Annotated in this window: 13 protein-coding genes; 5 read left to right on the top strand and 8 right to left on the bottom strand. The window is 68.4% G+C overall.

The features are described from left to right. Nucleotides 1-8 precede the first annotated feature (8 nt). The 5 genes from parC to ACE3SG_RS14030 form a co-directional block, all read right to left on the bottom strand. Entirely contained in the window at nucleotides 9-2,333 is a 2,325-nt protein-coding gene (parC, locus tag ACE3SG_RS14050; protein WP_374565868.1) for a DNA topoisomerase IV subunit A, read from the bottom strand. A 57-nt stretch (nucleotides 2,334-2,390) separates the two neighbouring features. After that, on the bottom strand, nucleotides 2,391-3,113 hold the full coding sequence (locus tag ACE3SG_RS14045) for a lytic transglycosylase domain-containing protein (RefSeq protein ID WP_374565867.1): 723 nt from the start codon (nucleotides 3,111-3,113) through the stop codon (nucleotides 2,391-2,393). Next, complete coding sequence (locus tag ACE3SG_RS14040) at nucleotides 3,110-3,655, bottom strand: GNAT family N-acetyltransferase (protein ID WP_374565865.1); 546 nt, start codon at nucleotides 3,653-3,655, stop codon at nucleotides 3,110-3,112. The genes ACE3SG_RS14045 and ACE3SG_RS14040 overlap by 4 nt, the downstream gene beginning before the upstream one ends. Further along, nucleotides 3,655-5,625: a DNA topoisomerase IV subunit B gene (locus ACE3SG_RS14035; RefSeq protein WP_374565863.1), complete on the bottom strand. Its 1,971-nt coding sequence runs from the start codon at nucleotides 5,623-5,625 to the stop codon at nucleotides 3,655-3,657. Before ACE3SG_RS14035 ends, ACE3SG_RS14040 begins: the two co-directional genes overlap by 1 nt. A 100-nt stretch (nucleotides 5,626-5,725) precedes the next feature. After that, complete coding sequence (locus tag ACE3SG_RS14030; protein WP_374565861.1) at nucleotides 5,726-6,982, bottom strand: D-amino acid dehydrogenase; 1,257 nt, start codon at nucleotides 6,980-6,982, stop codon at nucleotides 5,726-5,728. A gap of 107 nt (nucleotides 6,983-7,089) precedes the next feature. Between ACE3SG_RS14030 and ACE3SG_RS14025 the strand changes: the two genes are divergently transcribed. The 5 genes from ACE3SG_RS14025 (at nucleotide 7,090) to bamC (ending at nucleotide 11,165) form a co-directional block, all read left to right on the top strand. After that, complete coding sequence (locus ACE3SG_RS14025; RefSeq protein ID WP_374565859.1) at nucleotides 7,090-8,322, top strand: MFS transporter; 1,233 nt, start codon at nucleotides 7,090-7,092, stop codon at nucleotides 8,320-8,322. After that, on the top strand, nucleotides 8,319-8,459 hold the full coding sequence (locus ACE3SG_RS14020) for a hypothetical protein (RefSeq protein ID WP_374565857.1): 141 nt from the start codon (nucleotides 8,319-8,321) through the stop codon (nucleotides 8,457-8,459). Before ACE3SG_RS14025 ends, ACE3SG_RS14020 begins: the two co-directional genes overlap by 4 nt. Next, nucleotides 8,459-9,031 carry a class I SAM-dependent methyltransferase gene (locus tag ACE3SG_RS14015; protein ID WP_374565855.1) on the top strand — a complete coding sequence of 191 codons (573 nt, stop codon included), beginning with the start codon at nucleotides 8,459-8,461 and terminating at the stop codon, nucleotides 9,029-9,031. Before ACE3SG_RS14020 ends, ACE3SG_RS14015 begins: the two co-directional genes overlap by 1 nt. A gap of 25 nt (nucleotides 9,032-9,056) precedes the next feature. After that, nucleotides 9,057-9,938: a 4-hydroxy-tetrahydrodipicolinate synthase gene (gene dapA, locus ACE3SG_RS14010; RefSeq protein ID WP_374565853.1), complete on the top strand. Its 882-nt coding sequence runs from the start codon at nucleotides 9,057-9,059 to the stop codon at nucleotides 9,936-9,938. 69 nt (nucleotides 9,939-10,007) lie between these two features. Beyond that, nucleotides 10,008-11,165 carry an outer membrane protein assembly factor BamC gene (bamC, locus tag ACE3SG_RS14005; RefSeq protein WP_374565851.1) on the top strand — a complete coding sequence of 386 codons (1,158 nt, stop codon included), beginning with the start codon at nucleotides 10,008-10,010 and terminating at the stop codon, nucleotides 11,163-11,165. 198 nt (nucleotides 11,166-11,363) lie between these two features. On the opposite strand, the gene ACE3SG_RS14000 is transcribed toward bamC, so the two are convergent. The 3 genes from ACE3SG_RS14000 to ACE3SG_RS13990 all read right to left on the bottom strand — a co-directional run bounded on the left by ACE3SG_RS14000 (nucleotide 11,364) and on the right by ACE3SG_RS13990 (nucleotide 13,360). Beyond that, nucleotides 11,364-11,564 (bottom strand): hypothetical protein, encoded by a 201-nt coding sequence (locus ACE3SG_RS14000; RefSeq protein ID WP_374565849.1) that lies wholly within the window; start codon nucleotides 11,562-11,564, stop codon nucleotides 11,364-11,366. 166 nt (nucleotides 11,565-11,730) lie between these two features. Continuing rightward, nucleotides 11,731-12,243 (bottom strand): hypothetical protein, encoded by a 513-nt coding sequence (locus ACE3SG_RS13995; protein WP_374565848.1) that lies wholly within the window; start codon nucleotides 12,241-12,243, stop codon nucleotides 11,731-11,733. Continuing rightward, on the bottom strand, nucleotides 12,230-13,360 hold the full coding sequence (locus ACE3SG_RS13990; protein WP_374565846.1) for a cupin domain-containing protein: 1,131 nt from the start codon (nucleotides 13,358-13,360) through the stop codon (nucleotides 12,230-12,232). The genes ACE3SG_RS13995 and ACE3SG_RS13990 overlap by 14 nt, the downstream gene beginning before the upstream one ends. Between the last annotated feature and the right edge of the window lie 46 nt (nucleotides 13,361-13,406).

Below are 13,406 nucleotides of genomic sequence, written 5' to 3'. Positions count from 1 at the left end.
ACACTGGATCAGCCGGCAATCACCCGCAGCGGCTTGACGATGCCTTCGACCTTGTGGCCCTTGCGGGCGCGCTTGCCGACATGGCCCGCCAGCGAGGCGCCCTTCAGCAACTCGTCCTTCGCCTTGCCGCCGCGGCCGGTGCCGAGCACGCGCAGCGTCTCGCCGCAGGTCGCCACCGACAGCAGCGGGTCTTTCGCGTCGACATCCATCAGCGTCAGCCCACGGCCGCCCTTCGATTGCAGCTTCAGCTCGTTCAGCGGGTAGACCAGCAACCGGCCGCTCAGCGACAGGCAGGCCACGTTGCCGTGTGTCGTGGCCACGGCGGCCGGCGGCAACACGTGCTCCTTGTCTTCCAGCGTCAGGAAGCTCTTGCCGCCGCGCTGGCGCGTGGCCAGGTCGGCGCAGCGCGCCAGCAGGCCGAAGCCGCCGGTGTTGGCCAGCAGCAGCGTGGTCTCGCCGGCACCGGCAAAGTAGTGCGCGGGCTGCGAGCCGGCCTCCAGGTCGATCAGCGAGGTGATCGGCTGGCCGTCGCCGCGGCCGCCCGGCAGGCTGGCCACCGCCACGTTGTAGACGCGGCCATTGCTGCCGAACACATAGAGCGTGTCCACCGAGCGGCAGGGGAACGCACCATACAGCGAATCGCCGGCCTTGAAGGTCTGTGCCGCCACGTCCACCTCGTGGCCCTTCAACGCGCGCACCCAGCCCTTCAGGCTGACGATCACCGTGACCGGCTCGTCGATGATCTTCACCTCGGCCACCGCGCGCTTTTCTTCCTGGATCAGCGTGCGGCGCTCGTCGCCATACTGCTTGGTGTCGGCCTCGATCTCCTTGATCATCGTGCGGCGCAGCGTGGCCGGGCTGCCGAGGATGTCTTCGAGCCTGGCCTGATCCTCGCGCAGGCCCTTCAGCTCCTGCTCGATCTTGATCGCCTCCAGCCGCGCCAGCTGACGCAGGCGGATTTCGAGGATGTCTTCGGCCTGGCGGTCGCTGAGCTTGAAGCGCTCGATCAGCGCAGGCTTCGGCTCGTCCGCGTTGCGGATGATGTGGATCACCTCATCGATGTTCAGCAGCACCGTCTGCCGGCCTTCGAGGATGTGGATGCGGTCGAGCACCTTCTGCAGCCGGTGCTGCGAGCGGCGCTGCATCGTCGTCTGGCGGAAGGCGATCCACTCGACCAGCATCTGGCGCAGGCTCTTCTGCGTCGGCCGGCCGTCGATGCCCACCATCGTCAGGTTCACCGAGACGCTCGATTCGAGGCTGGTGTGCGCCAGCAGCGTGTTGATCAGCTCCTGTTGCTCGACCGTGCGGCTCTTGGGCTCGATGACCAGGCGCACCGGCGCGTCCTTGCTGGACTCGTCGCGCACCGTGTCGAGAATGGCCAGCACCGCGGCTTTGAGCTGCGTCTGCTCGGCGGTCAGCGCCTTCTTGCCGGCCTTGACCTTCGGGTTGATCAGCTCCTCGATCTCTTCCTGCACGATCTTCGTGCTGCTGCCCGGCGGCAGCTCGGTGACCACCAGCTGCCACTGGCCGCGGGCGAGGTCTTCGATCTTCCAGCAGGCACGCACCTTCAGGCTGCCGCGCCCGCTGGCATACGCCGCGCGGATCTCGGCCGCGCTGGAGATGATCTGGCCGCCGCCCGGGAAGTCGGGGCCCGGCAGCAGCGTGTGCAACTCGTCGTCGCTCAGCTTGTCGTTGCGGATCAGCGCCACCGCGGCGGCGGCCACCTCGCGCAGGTTGTGGCTGGGGATCTCGGTCGCCAGGCCCACGGCGATGCCCGAGGCGCCGTTGAGCAGCGAGAACGGCAGGCGTGCCGGCATCAGGCGCGGCTCTTCTTCGCTGCCGTCGTAGTTCGGCATGAAGTCGACCGTGCCTTCGTCGATCTCGTCGAGCAGCAGGCGGGCGATCGGCGCCAGGCGCGCTTCGGTGTAGCGCATCGCGGCGGCGCCGTCGCCATCGCGGCTGCCGAAGTTGCCCTGGCCGTCGATCAGCGGGTAACGCAGGCTGAAGTTCTGCGCCATGCGCACCAGTGCGTCGTAGGCGGCCTGGTCGCTGTGCGGGTGGTACTTGCCGAGCACATCGCCGACGACCTTGGCGCACTTGACCGGCTTCGGGCCGCTGGCCGTGGTGAAGCCCAGGCCCAGGCGGTCCATCGCGTAGAGGATGCGGCGCTGCACCGGCTTGGAGCCGTCGCACACATCGGGCAGCGCGCGGCCCTTGACCACGCTGAGTGCGTATTCAAGGTAGGCGCGCTCGGCGTAGTGGGCCAGCGTGATCGCATCGCTGCCGCCGCCGTCGCCACCGTCGGGCGTAAAGGTCAAAGGGGTCTGTTCCATCGTCATGCTTTTCAGAGGATTCGTTCAACGCCGGCGCGTGGATGCGCGGCGGCCGGGTCAATGGGCGCCAGGCTCCACGCTGACCACCGGGCCGGCCAGGCGCAGCTCGCGCGCCCGGCCCAGCTGGCGCTGCTGCAGCAGCGCCCAGTAAAGCTCCAGCACCATGTGCACGTGCGAGCGGGTTTCGGCGATCTCGGGCATCTGCCCGCCGCTCTGGCGCACGCGGCCTTCGCCGGCGTTCCAGGCGGCCAGCGCCAGGTGCATGCCACCGAAGCGGCGCGACAGGTCGGCGAGCATGCGCGCGCCGATCAAGACATTGCTGCGTGCATCGCGCAGGTAGTCGTCCACCGGGCGGGCGGCCGTTTCTTCGCGCGTCAGGTAACGGCCCGCGGTGGCCGGCGTGATCTGCATCAGGCCCACCGCGCCACGCGGGGACACGCTGTCACCCTTGTAGCCCGACTCGACCGTGATCACGGCTTTCAGCAGCTCGGCGTCGACCCCGGTGGCCAGCTCAGCCTCGCGCAGCCAGGGCTGCGCCGCCTTGACCTCGGGGGCAAACTCCAGCCAGGTCAGCAGCTTGCTGCGCGTCATCGTCTTGCCGGGCACGTGGTCGGCCTCGCCCGACTCGCGGCCGCGCAGCACCAGCGAATAGCGCGAGTCCACCGCGTGGTCTGCCACATGCGCCACGCCGGCGCCGTCGACATAACCCCAGACATCGTTGCCCGCCGCCTGCGCAGGCAGCGCAGCGATCAGCAGACAGGCGAGCCACGCGCTCTTCACGCGAGTCCCTCCAGCGGGGCTTCCAGGCCCATCGCGCGGCGGGCCTGGTATTCGCGGTCCAGCAGGCTCATCACGACCAGCGTGTCGTAGCCATCGGCGCCGTCGATCTCGACCCGCACGCTCTCGCGCAGGCGGCCTTCGATGACGAAGCCTTCGCTCTCGTACAGCGCCAGCGCGCGGGTGTTGAGCGACTTCACGTCGAGCCAGAAGCGGTGTGCGCCGAGGTCGCTGAAGGCCATCGCCTTGAGGCGCCGCACACAGGCCCGCCCCAGGCCCTGGCCCTTGGTCTGCAGCACGATGCGCTTGAGCTCGACGCTGCGGTGCTGGTTGCGGCAGCCCTGCAAGATCACGAAGCCCAGCCGCTCGTGGCTGTCGCCGGCTTCGACGATGAAGTGGCGAAAGTCAGGAAAGCGGATCGCGCCCTCGTGCTGCGTGCGGTCCCACGGCGTGATGAACGGCAGGTTCTGCTGGTCGCGCTCGATCGCAACCACAGCGTCCAGGTCCGACACCATCGTGGGCCGCAGCAACACACGAGACACCATCAAATGTCCACCTCGACGGAGTCGCCGTGCAGTTCCATCAGCTCGCGGCGGGCTTGGGCTTCACCCTTGCCCATCAGCTTGGTCAGCGATTCGGTGGTGGCGGCCGTGTCGAGCACGCCGTAGCCCACTTGCAGCAAGCGGCGGGTGTCGGGGTTCAGCGTGGTGTCCCACAACTGCTCGGCGTTCATTTCGCCCAGGCCCTTGAAGCGGCTGATGGTCCAGCTGTTCTCGCGGGCGCCTTCCTTGCGCAGCTTGTCCAGCGAGGCTTCCAGCTCGCCTTCGTCCAGCGCATAGAGCTTGGCCGCGGGCTTCTTGCCGCGGGCCGGTGCGTCCAGGCGAAACAGCGGCGGCTTGGCCACGTAGATGTGGCCAGTCTCGATCAGCTTGGGGAAGTGGCGGTAGAACAGTGTCAACAGCAGCACCTGGATGTGCGAGCCGTCGACGTCCGCGTCCGACAGGATGCAGACCTTGCCATAGCGCAGGCCCGACAAGTCGGGGGTGTCGTTCGGCCCGTGCGGGTCGACGCCGACGGCGACCGAGATGTCGTGGATCTCGTTGTTCTTGAACAGCAGGTCGCGCTCGACCTCCCAGGCGTTCAGCACCTTGCCGCGCAGCGGCAGGATGGCCTGGGTCTCCTTGTTGCGGCCCATCTTGGCCGAACCACCGGCAGAGTCACCCTCGACCAGGAACAGCTCGTTCAGGTTGAGGTCGCGGCTTTCGCAATCGGTCAGCTTGCCCGGCAACACCGCCACGCCCGAGCCCTTGCGCTTCTCGACCTTCTGGCTCGCGCGCTGGCGCGTCTGCGCCTGCTTGATCACCAGCTCGGCCAGCTTCTTGCCGTAGTCCACATGCTGGCTGAGCCACAGCTCGAGCGCCGGCTTGACGTAGGCCGAAACGAGCCGCAGTGCGTCGCGGCTGTTCAGGCGCTCCTTGGTCTGGCCCTGGAACTGCGGGTCGAGCACCTTGGCGCTCAGCACGAAACTGGCGCGAGAGAACACGTCTTCGGGCATCAGCTTGACACCCTTGGGCAGCAGCGAATGCATCTCGATGAAGCCCTTGATGGCGCCGAACAGGCCGTCCTTCAAGCCGGCTTCGTGCGTGCCGCCGGCCACTGTCGGGATCAGGTTGACATAGCTCTCGCGCAGCAGGTTGCCCTCTTCGGTGAAGGCCACACACCAGGCCGCGCCCTCGCCCTCGGCGAAGTTCTCGGTCTCGCCCTTGTCGGCGTAGTGCGCGCCTTCGAACAGCGGGATCATCGGGTCTGCCGGCAGCGACTGCTGCAGGTAGTCGCGCAGGCCGCCCTTGTAGGCCCAGGTCTGCGTCTCGCCGGTCTTCTCGCTCGTCAAGGTGACGGTCACGCCGGGCATCAGCACGGCCTTGCTGCGCAGCAGATGCATCAGCTCGTGGCGCGGCAGCTCGGCACTTTCGAAATACTTGGCATCGGGCCACACGCGCACCGACGTGCCTTGCTTGCGCTCGCCGGCCGCCGACTTGCGCGTGACCAGCGGCTCGATCACGTCGCCGCCCGAAAACGCCAGGCTCGCGCACTGGCCTTCGCGCCACACGGCCACCTGCAGCCGCTTGGCCAGCGCGTTGGTCACGCTGACGCCCACGCCGTGCAGGCCGCCCGAGAAGCTGTAGGCGCCGCCCGAGCCCTTGTCGAACTTGCCGCCGGCATGCAGCCGGGTGAAGACGATCTCGACCACCGGCACCTTTTCTTCGGGGTGCAGGCCAAAGGGGATGCCGCGGCCATCGTCGTCGATGCTGACCGAGCCGTCGGCATGCAGGGTGACGGCGATGCGTTTGCCAAAGCCGGCGAGCGCCTCGTCGGCGGCGTTGTCGATCACTTCTTGCACGATGTGCAAGGGGTTGTCGGTGCGGGTGTACATGCCGGGCCGCTGCTTGACGGGCTCCAAGCCCTTCAGCACGCGGATCGACGCCTCACCGTAGTTCACGGGTGTCTGAGCCATAGGGGCGTGATTCTAGGGAGGCGGGTCGGGCCTCCCCGGCCAAAGCCCCCTGCCGGCGGTCAGGCCGTGCAAAGCTGCCGCCGGCCGAGGGGTGGCGCCGTCAGCGGTAGCGGTCCAGCGTCAGGCCGTCGAGCGAAATCTCGGGTTGGCGGCCCGAAATCAGGTCGGCGATGACCCGGCCGGTGCCGGCGGCCATCGTCCAGCCCAGCGTACCGTGGCCGGTGGCCAGCAGCAGGTTGGGCACTTTCGTCGGCCCGACGAGCGGCGTGCCGTCGGGCGTCATCGGGCGCAGGCCGCACCAGAAACTGGCTTTGGAGACATCGCCACCGGTCGGGAACAGGTCGGTCACCACGTGGGTCAAGGTTTCGCGGCGCGGTTCACGCAAGGCCAGGCTGAAACCCGCGATCTCGGCCGTGCCGCCAACGCGGATGCGCTCGCCCAGCCGCGTCACCGCGACCTTGTGGGTCTCGTCCATCACGGTCGACTCGGGCGCGCCTTTCGGGTCGGTGATCGGCACGGTGATCGAGTAACCCTTGATCGGGTAGACCGGCAGGTCCAGGCCCAGCGGGCGAACCATCTGTGGCGTGAAGCTGCCGAGCGCGGCCACGTAACGGTCGGCCGTCAGCGTGCCGGCGCTGGTGCGCACGCCCGTCACCTGGCGGCCGTCGTGGTCGATGCCCTCGATGCGGGTGTCGAAGTGAAAGCGCACGCCCAGCGCCTTGGCCATCTCGGCCAGCCGGGTGGTGAAGAGCTGGCAGTCGCCGGTTTCGTCGCCCGGCAGGCGCAGCGCGCCGACGAACTTGTCCTGCGTCCGCTTCAGCGCCGGCTCGACCCGCAAAAAGCCGGGCTTGTCGAGCACCTCGTAGGGCACGCCGTACTGTTTCAGGATCTCGATGTCCTTGGCGGTGCCGTCGAGCTGCTTCTGGGTGCGGAACAGCTGCAGCGTGCCCATCGCCCGGTCGTCGTAGGCGATGCCGGTCTCGGCGCGCAGGGCTTTCAGGCAATCGCGGCTGTATTCGGCGATCGGCACCATGCGGCTCTTGTTCAGCGCATAGGCCTTTTCGGTGCAGTTGGCCAGCATGCGAAGGCCCCAGCGCCACATGGCCGGGTCGAGCAGGGGCCAGATCACCAGCGGGCTGTGGCGCATCACCATCCACTGGATGGCCTTCAGCGGCACGCCGGGCCCGGCCCAGGGCGACGAATAGCCGGGCGAGACCTCGCCGGCGTTGGCGAAACTCGTCTCCAGTGCCGGCCCGGGCTGGCGGTCGACCACCGTCACCGAATGGCCGGCCTTGGCCGCGTAGTAGGCGATGCTCGTCCCGATCACGCCGCTGCCCAGCACCAACACGCTCGCCATACACGCTCCTCCTCGTAAGTTGCATCCGGCAAAACTGCATCCGGCGTTTGCAGGCTCGCTCGGGCCCACACCGCATGTGGCGATGATTCTTCCGCTAAATTGCCCCGATGCCTACCATCACCGCTCCGCAGCCGCGAGCCACGCTGTCGATGACTCAGGTGCTGCTCTGCGGCGCCGCGATCGTCACCCTGTCCATGGGCATCCGCCACGGCTTCGGCCTGTGGCTGGCGCCGATCACGATGGACCGCGGTTGGACGCGTGAGACCTTCGCCTTCGCGATCGCGATCCAGAACATCGCGTGGGGCGTGGCGGGGCCGTTCGCCGGCATGCTGGCCGATCGGTTCGGCGCCTTCCGGGTGCTGGTGGTGGGCGCGTTGCTGTATGCGGCCGGGCTGGTCGGCATGGCCTTGTCGACCTCGGGCCTGGCCTTCACCGGCTCCACCGGGCTGCTGCTGGGCATGGCGCAGTCGGGTACCACCTATGCGGTGGTCTACGGGGTGATCGGCCGCAACGTGGCGCCAGAGAAACGCTCGTGGGCCATGGGCGTGGCCGCCGCGGCCGGCTCGTTCGGCCAGTTCCTGATGGTGCCGGTGGAAAACTGGCTGATCGGCGCCTGGGGTTGGCAAAGCGCGCTGTTCATCCTGGGCTGCCTGGCGCTGGCGATCGCGCCGCTGGCCGCCGGCCTGCGCGAGCCGCCGCAAGCCGCGCACAGCGGCCCCCAGCAAAGCATCGGCGCCGCGCTGAAAGAGGCGATGGCCTACCCGAGCTTCCGCTGGCTGATGGCCGGCTATTTCGTCTGCGGCTTCCAGGTCGTCTTCATCGGCGTGCACATGCCGAGTTACCTGAAAGACAAGGGCCTGACGCCCGACGTGGCGACCACCGCGCTGGCGCTGATCGGCCTGTTCAACGTCTTCGGCACCTACACCGCCGGCGTGCTGGGCCAGCGGCTGGCCAAGCGGCACATCCTGTCGGCGATCTACCTGGCGCGCTCGGTGGCGATCACCGTGTTCCTGCTGGTCCCGCTCAGCCCGGCAAGCGTGTATGTGTTCGCGTCGGTGATGGGTTTCCTGTGGCTGTCCACGGTGCCGCCGACCAACGCGGTGGTGGCGCAGATCTTCGGCGTGCAATACATGTCGATGCTGGGCGGCCTGGTCTTCTTCAGCCACCAGGTCGGCTCGTTCATGGGCGTGTGGCTGGGCGGCCGGCTGTACGACACGACCGGCAGCTACGACATCGTCTGGTACCTGGCGATCGCGCTGGGCGTGTTCGCCGCGCTGGCCAACCTGCCGGTGCGCGAAACGCCGATCGTGCGGGCGGCGGCGCGGCCGGTCGCTGCATGAACGCCGACCCACGTCGCACCTGGCTGCGCGGCGCGGCGCTGGCTGCTGCCGGGCTCCTGTTGGCGCTGGTGTTCATGGCTTACCAGAACCCGCACACGGTGGTCGACCTGGCCAACCGCGTCTGGGCCTGCTTTTGATGACGCACGGCAGCGGCGCGCCAAGCGACTGGCTGCTGCGCTGGGCCCACCTGCTGCCGGCCGGTGGCGCGGTGCTGGATTTGGCCTGCGGTGGCGGAAGGCATGTGCGCTGGCTGGCGGAACAGGGTTTTCGCGTCACTGCGCTGGACCGCGATGCGGCGGCGGTCGAGCCGCTGCGCCCGGTGGCAGCCGAGGTGATCGTCGCCGACATCGAAGGCGGCCCGTGGCCGTCGGCCGAACGCCAGTTCGACGCAGTGCTGGTCACCAACTACCTCTGGCGGCCACTTTGGCCGGCGATCGGCGCGGCCCTGGCGCCGGGCGGATGGCTACTTTACGAAACCTTTGCCAACGGCCACGAACGGCTGGGCCGGCCGTCACGCCCTGATTTCCTGTTGCAACCGGGTGAACTGCTGCGCGTCAGCGAACAGCTGGGCCTGCGCGTTGTGGCCTACGAAAGTGGCCAGCTGGCCGACCCGCCGCGCATCGTGCAGCGCGTGGTCGCCCAGCGCCCCGGCGCGGGCCCCGAGCCCGCCGCGCCGCCCCTGGCCGGGAGTCGCTCGCCAGGTGGCTAAAATCGGCCGGTTGCAAGGAACCCTGATGAAACCGATTGTTGGCAGCATCGTCGCCCTGGTGACGCCGATGCACGAGGACGGCAGCGTCGACTACGCCGCGTTGCGCGCCCTGATCGACTGGCACATCGCCGAAGGCACCGACTGCATTGGCGTGGTCGGCACCACCGGTGAATCGGCCACCGTGTCGGTGGAAGAGCACTGCGAGATCATCCGCGTCGCCGTCGAGCACGCGGCCGGCCGCGTGCCCATCATGGCCGGCGCCGGCGCGAACTCGACCGCCGAGGCGATCAACCTGTCGCGCTATGCGAAAGAGGTGGGCGCCGACTGCACGCTGCAAGTCGTGCCCTACTACAACAAGCCGTCGCAAGAGGGCATCTACCGCCACTTCAAGGCCATCGCCGAGGCGGTGGACATCCCGGTGGTGCTTTACAACGTGCCTGGGCGCACGGTGGCCGATATGCAGCACGACACCGTGCTGCGGTTGGCTCACGTGCCCGGCATCATCGGCATCAAAGAAGCCACCGGCAACATCGAGCGTGCCGCCTGGCTGATCAAGCACGTGCCCCAGGGCTTCTCGGTCTATTCGGGCGACGACGGCACCGCCGTGGCCCTGATGCTGCTGGGCGGCCACGGCAACGTCAGCGTCACGGCCAACGTGGCGCCGCGCCAGATGCACGAGATGTGCATGGCCGCGATCGCGGGTGACGTCAAGCGCGCCCGCGAGATCCACCTCGGCCTGCTGCCGCTGCACCGGCAAATGTTCTGCGAGCCCAGCCCGGCCCCCGCCAAGTGGGCGCTGTCGCACATGGGCCGCTGCCGCGCCAACGTTCGCCTGCCGCTGGTGGAACTCACCGAGGCCGGCCAGGCTCTGGTGAGCAGCGCGCTGCGCGAATGTGGCCTTTTCTGATCTTTGCCCTCTCCCCTCAAACCGAAAACCTCTGGAACAGCCGCTGCGCGCGGTGGCTGGCGACACGACATGCATTCCAAGAAACCTGACTTCGTGATCACGCCGCTGCGTGCCGGTGTGCTCCTGCTGGCTTTCGGCCTGGGCGGATGTTCCCTGCTGAGCGACACCACGCCCGGCACCGACTCGCTGGACTACCGCAGCGGCGCCACCAAGACGGCGACGCTCGAGGTGCCGCCCGACCTGACGCCGCTGGCGCGTGATGGCCGCTACCTGCCGCAGACCGGCTCGGTCAGCGCGTCGGCCCTGGCCAATGGCACGGCCCGCCCGGTGGTCGATGCCGGCGCGCCGTCGGTGGCGATCGTGAAGGCCGGCGACGTGCACCTCGAACGCGCCGGCGACCAGCGCTGGATCGTCAGCCCGCAGACGCCCGAGCAACTGTGGCCGAAGGTGCGCCAGTTCTGGCTCGACCGCGGCTTCACCATCGCCAGCGAAGACGCCGAAGCCGGTACGCTGGAAACCGGCTGGGCCGAGAACCGCGCCAAGCTGCCGAACGACATCGTCCGCCGCACGATCGGCTCGGTCGTCAGCGGCCTGTTCGACACCGGCGAGCGTGACCGCTTCATGATGCGCATGGAGCGCGGCGCCAACGGCACCGAGATCTACGTGGCCCACCACGGCATCGAAGAAAAGGTGATGGGCCGCAACGCCAGCGAAGAGGTGAAGTGGTCGGCCCGCCCGGCCGACCCGCAGCTCGAGCGCGAGGTGCTGACCCGGCTGATGATCAGCCTGGGCGCCAAGGACGAAGTCGCCCGCGCCGAGATGGCCGCGGCCACCGGCGGCACCAGCGCGGCCCCGAAGGCGCGTGTCGTCAGCGGCAAGCCGGGCGCGGCGCTGACCGTGGACGACGGCCTCGAGCGCGCCTGGCGCCGCATCGGCCTCGCGCTGGACCGCGGCGGCTTCACGGTCGAAGACCGCGACCGCAACCAGGGCCTGTACTTCGTGCGCTTCGTCGACACCAAGGAAGCCGCGAAGGACGAACCGAACTTCTTCACCCGCTGGTTCACCAGCGACGACCAGGCCAAGAAGGCGCTGAACCGCTACCGCATCCAGGTCAAGGCCGACGGCACCGGCACGCTGGTCACGGTGCTGAACTTCAAGGGCGAGCCGGACAACTCGGCCAACGCGCAGAAGATCGTGTCCTTGCTGGCCGACGAGCTCAAGTTGTGAGCCCCCACGCCCCTTCCGGGGGCTGCCCCCCCAAGGGGGCTCGCGCAGCGGACCGGCAAAGCCGGATCCGCGCACGCCACTTGATGGGCGGCGGCGCTACGCGCGCCTAGGAAGAGCTTTCCAGAAACAACAAAGCCGCCCGAGGGCGGCTTTGTTGTTGGCAGCACCCCGGCCGTTAGACCCGGGTGCCGGCTCCAATTACTTGCTGGCGGCCGAAGCGGCTTCCATGGCAGCAGCCGGGGCTTCGGAAGCGGCGGGCATGGCGGCCGAAGCGGCTTCAACGGCCGAAGCGGCGACCGGGGCGGGAGCCACGACCGGAGCAGGAGCCTCTTCCTTCTTACCGCAGGCGGCCAGAGCAACGACAGCGACGAGGGAAGCCAACAGGAGCGACTTGTTCATGAATGTCCTCAAACAATGAATCGAACAATTACCGGTAATTTTGGAAGCTCGCTGTTCGCGCGCGCCTCCTCCTCGAGACAGACCAGAAAACACTCGAGCGCTCGAGACACTCAAGCTGAAGTTTTCTGTGCCTAGCCTTACATTATAGCCATGCTAGGGGGGATCCCTAGAGTCCCAGTGTGACGGCCGGGAAGGCCTCGGATGACCGTTGCAAAATTACATCGATCTCTTCGCGCGCGCGCTGCACGTCAGCGCCGTCCACGCGCACATAACCCCGCATCCGCTCGAGGTCCAGCATGCGCAACACGGCCACGTGGTCAGCCACCAAAAGGGTCGGCATGTCGGGCCCCGCCATCTCTTGCGGCGAGCGGCAGCTCAACACGTGCGAGAAGCTCTGCCGCCAGCGCGTCAGCCGCGGCATGCGGCGCCGCACGCGCTCGAAATCGTGACCGATCCAGGTGATGTGCGCGCCCGGCGTTCGCGCCCAGTGCGTCAAGGCATCGAGAACTTCGGGCTCGTCCAGCGGCCAGTCCGCGTAGTCGGGTGACACCCACCACAGGTGCCGCACGCCCGCCTCCGACGCATTCAGGATGAAGGCGCGCACGGCCGCCTGGAAGTCGGCGCGGGCCGCGATCGGCCCGGCCGGAAAGTGCTTGCGTTGTTCGTCAGTGCTGTTCATCGCCATGGACCCAGCCGGCCTCCGCCCAGTCGCCCAGCAGCTCGCGCGCCGGCCCGCTGAGCTTCGCGACCGAGCGGGCGTCCAGGCACCGCGCATCGGCCAGCGACTGCATCAGCCGGGCGTCACGGCCCGAGGCCTGGAAGGATTCGCCGTTGATGAAGACATGCCGAGTGTCGTACATCATGCGCGTGCGCGCATCCAGGCGAACGCCCTGCCCGTCGCCCAAGGCGCCGCCGCCGTCGAACCAGACGATGGACTTGGGCTCGGTGAGCGACTCGCCCAACGCGCAGGCCAGGCTGTGCGAATCGTTGAGCGCATCGATCACCGCTTTCGCCGCAAAGGTCTGCAGCGCTTCGGGGATGCGCCCCGGCGTTGCGGTGGCGCTGCCGGCCGGGTCGCGGTAGGGGCGCTCGTCGTCGTTGGGCTCCAGCGCGTCGGTCATGCGCTGCAGCACCTCGCGCGCCAGCTCGGTCGGCCGCGGGGTGCGAAAGCCCACCGAGCAGGTCATGCAATCGGGGCCGACCGCCACGCCGTCGTGGCCCCAGCCCGGCGGCACATACAGCATGTCGCCCGGCTCCAGCACCCACTCTTCAGTCGGCTCGAAGTGCGCCAGCAGCTTGACCGGCACGCCATCGACCAGGCGCGCATCGCCCACCGGCCCGACGCGCCAGCGCCGCCGGCCGTTGACCTGCAGCAGGAAGACGTCGTATGAATCGAAGTGCGGGCCGACGCCGCCGCCATCGCTGGCATAGCTGATCATCAGGTCATCGAGCCGCGCCTCGGGCACGAAGCGAAAACGCGACAGCAGCTCGTGGGCCGCGGGCACATGCAGGTCCAGCCCCTGCACCAGCAGCGTCCAGCCCGCCTGGCTCAATGGGGGCAGTTGACGACGATTGAACGGGCCGTGGCGCAGCTTCCAGCCGCTCTTGCCACTGGACACCACGCGCGACTCGACATCGTCGCGGCCGGCAAGGTCGAACAGCTCGGTGCGGGCGATCGGCGCCTGGGCGCCGGGCACGGCCTGGCGGATCAGGCAGGGCTTCTTTTGCCAATGACGGCGCATGAACTGCTGCGGCGACAGGCCACCCAGCAGCGTGAGTTTCTGGTCTATGTCCATCGAAGGCATTGTCGCTTGCGGAACCCGGCAAGCCTTGTGCGATCAT

It is taken from the genome of Ideonella sp. (assembly GCF_041914305.1).
Lineage (GTDB): Bacteria > Pseudomonadota > Gammaproteobacteria > Burkholderiales > Burkholderiaceae_C > Ideonella.
Note: the sequence above shows the minus strand (reverse complement) of the source record. Positions and strands in the feature narration are given on the sequence as shown.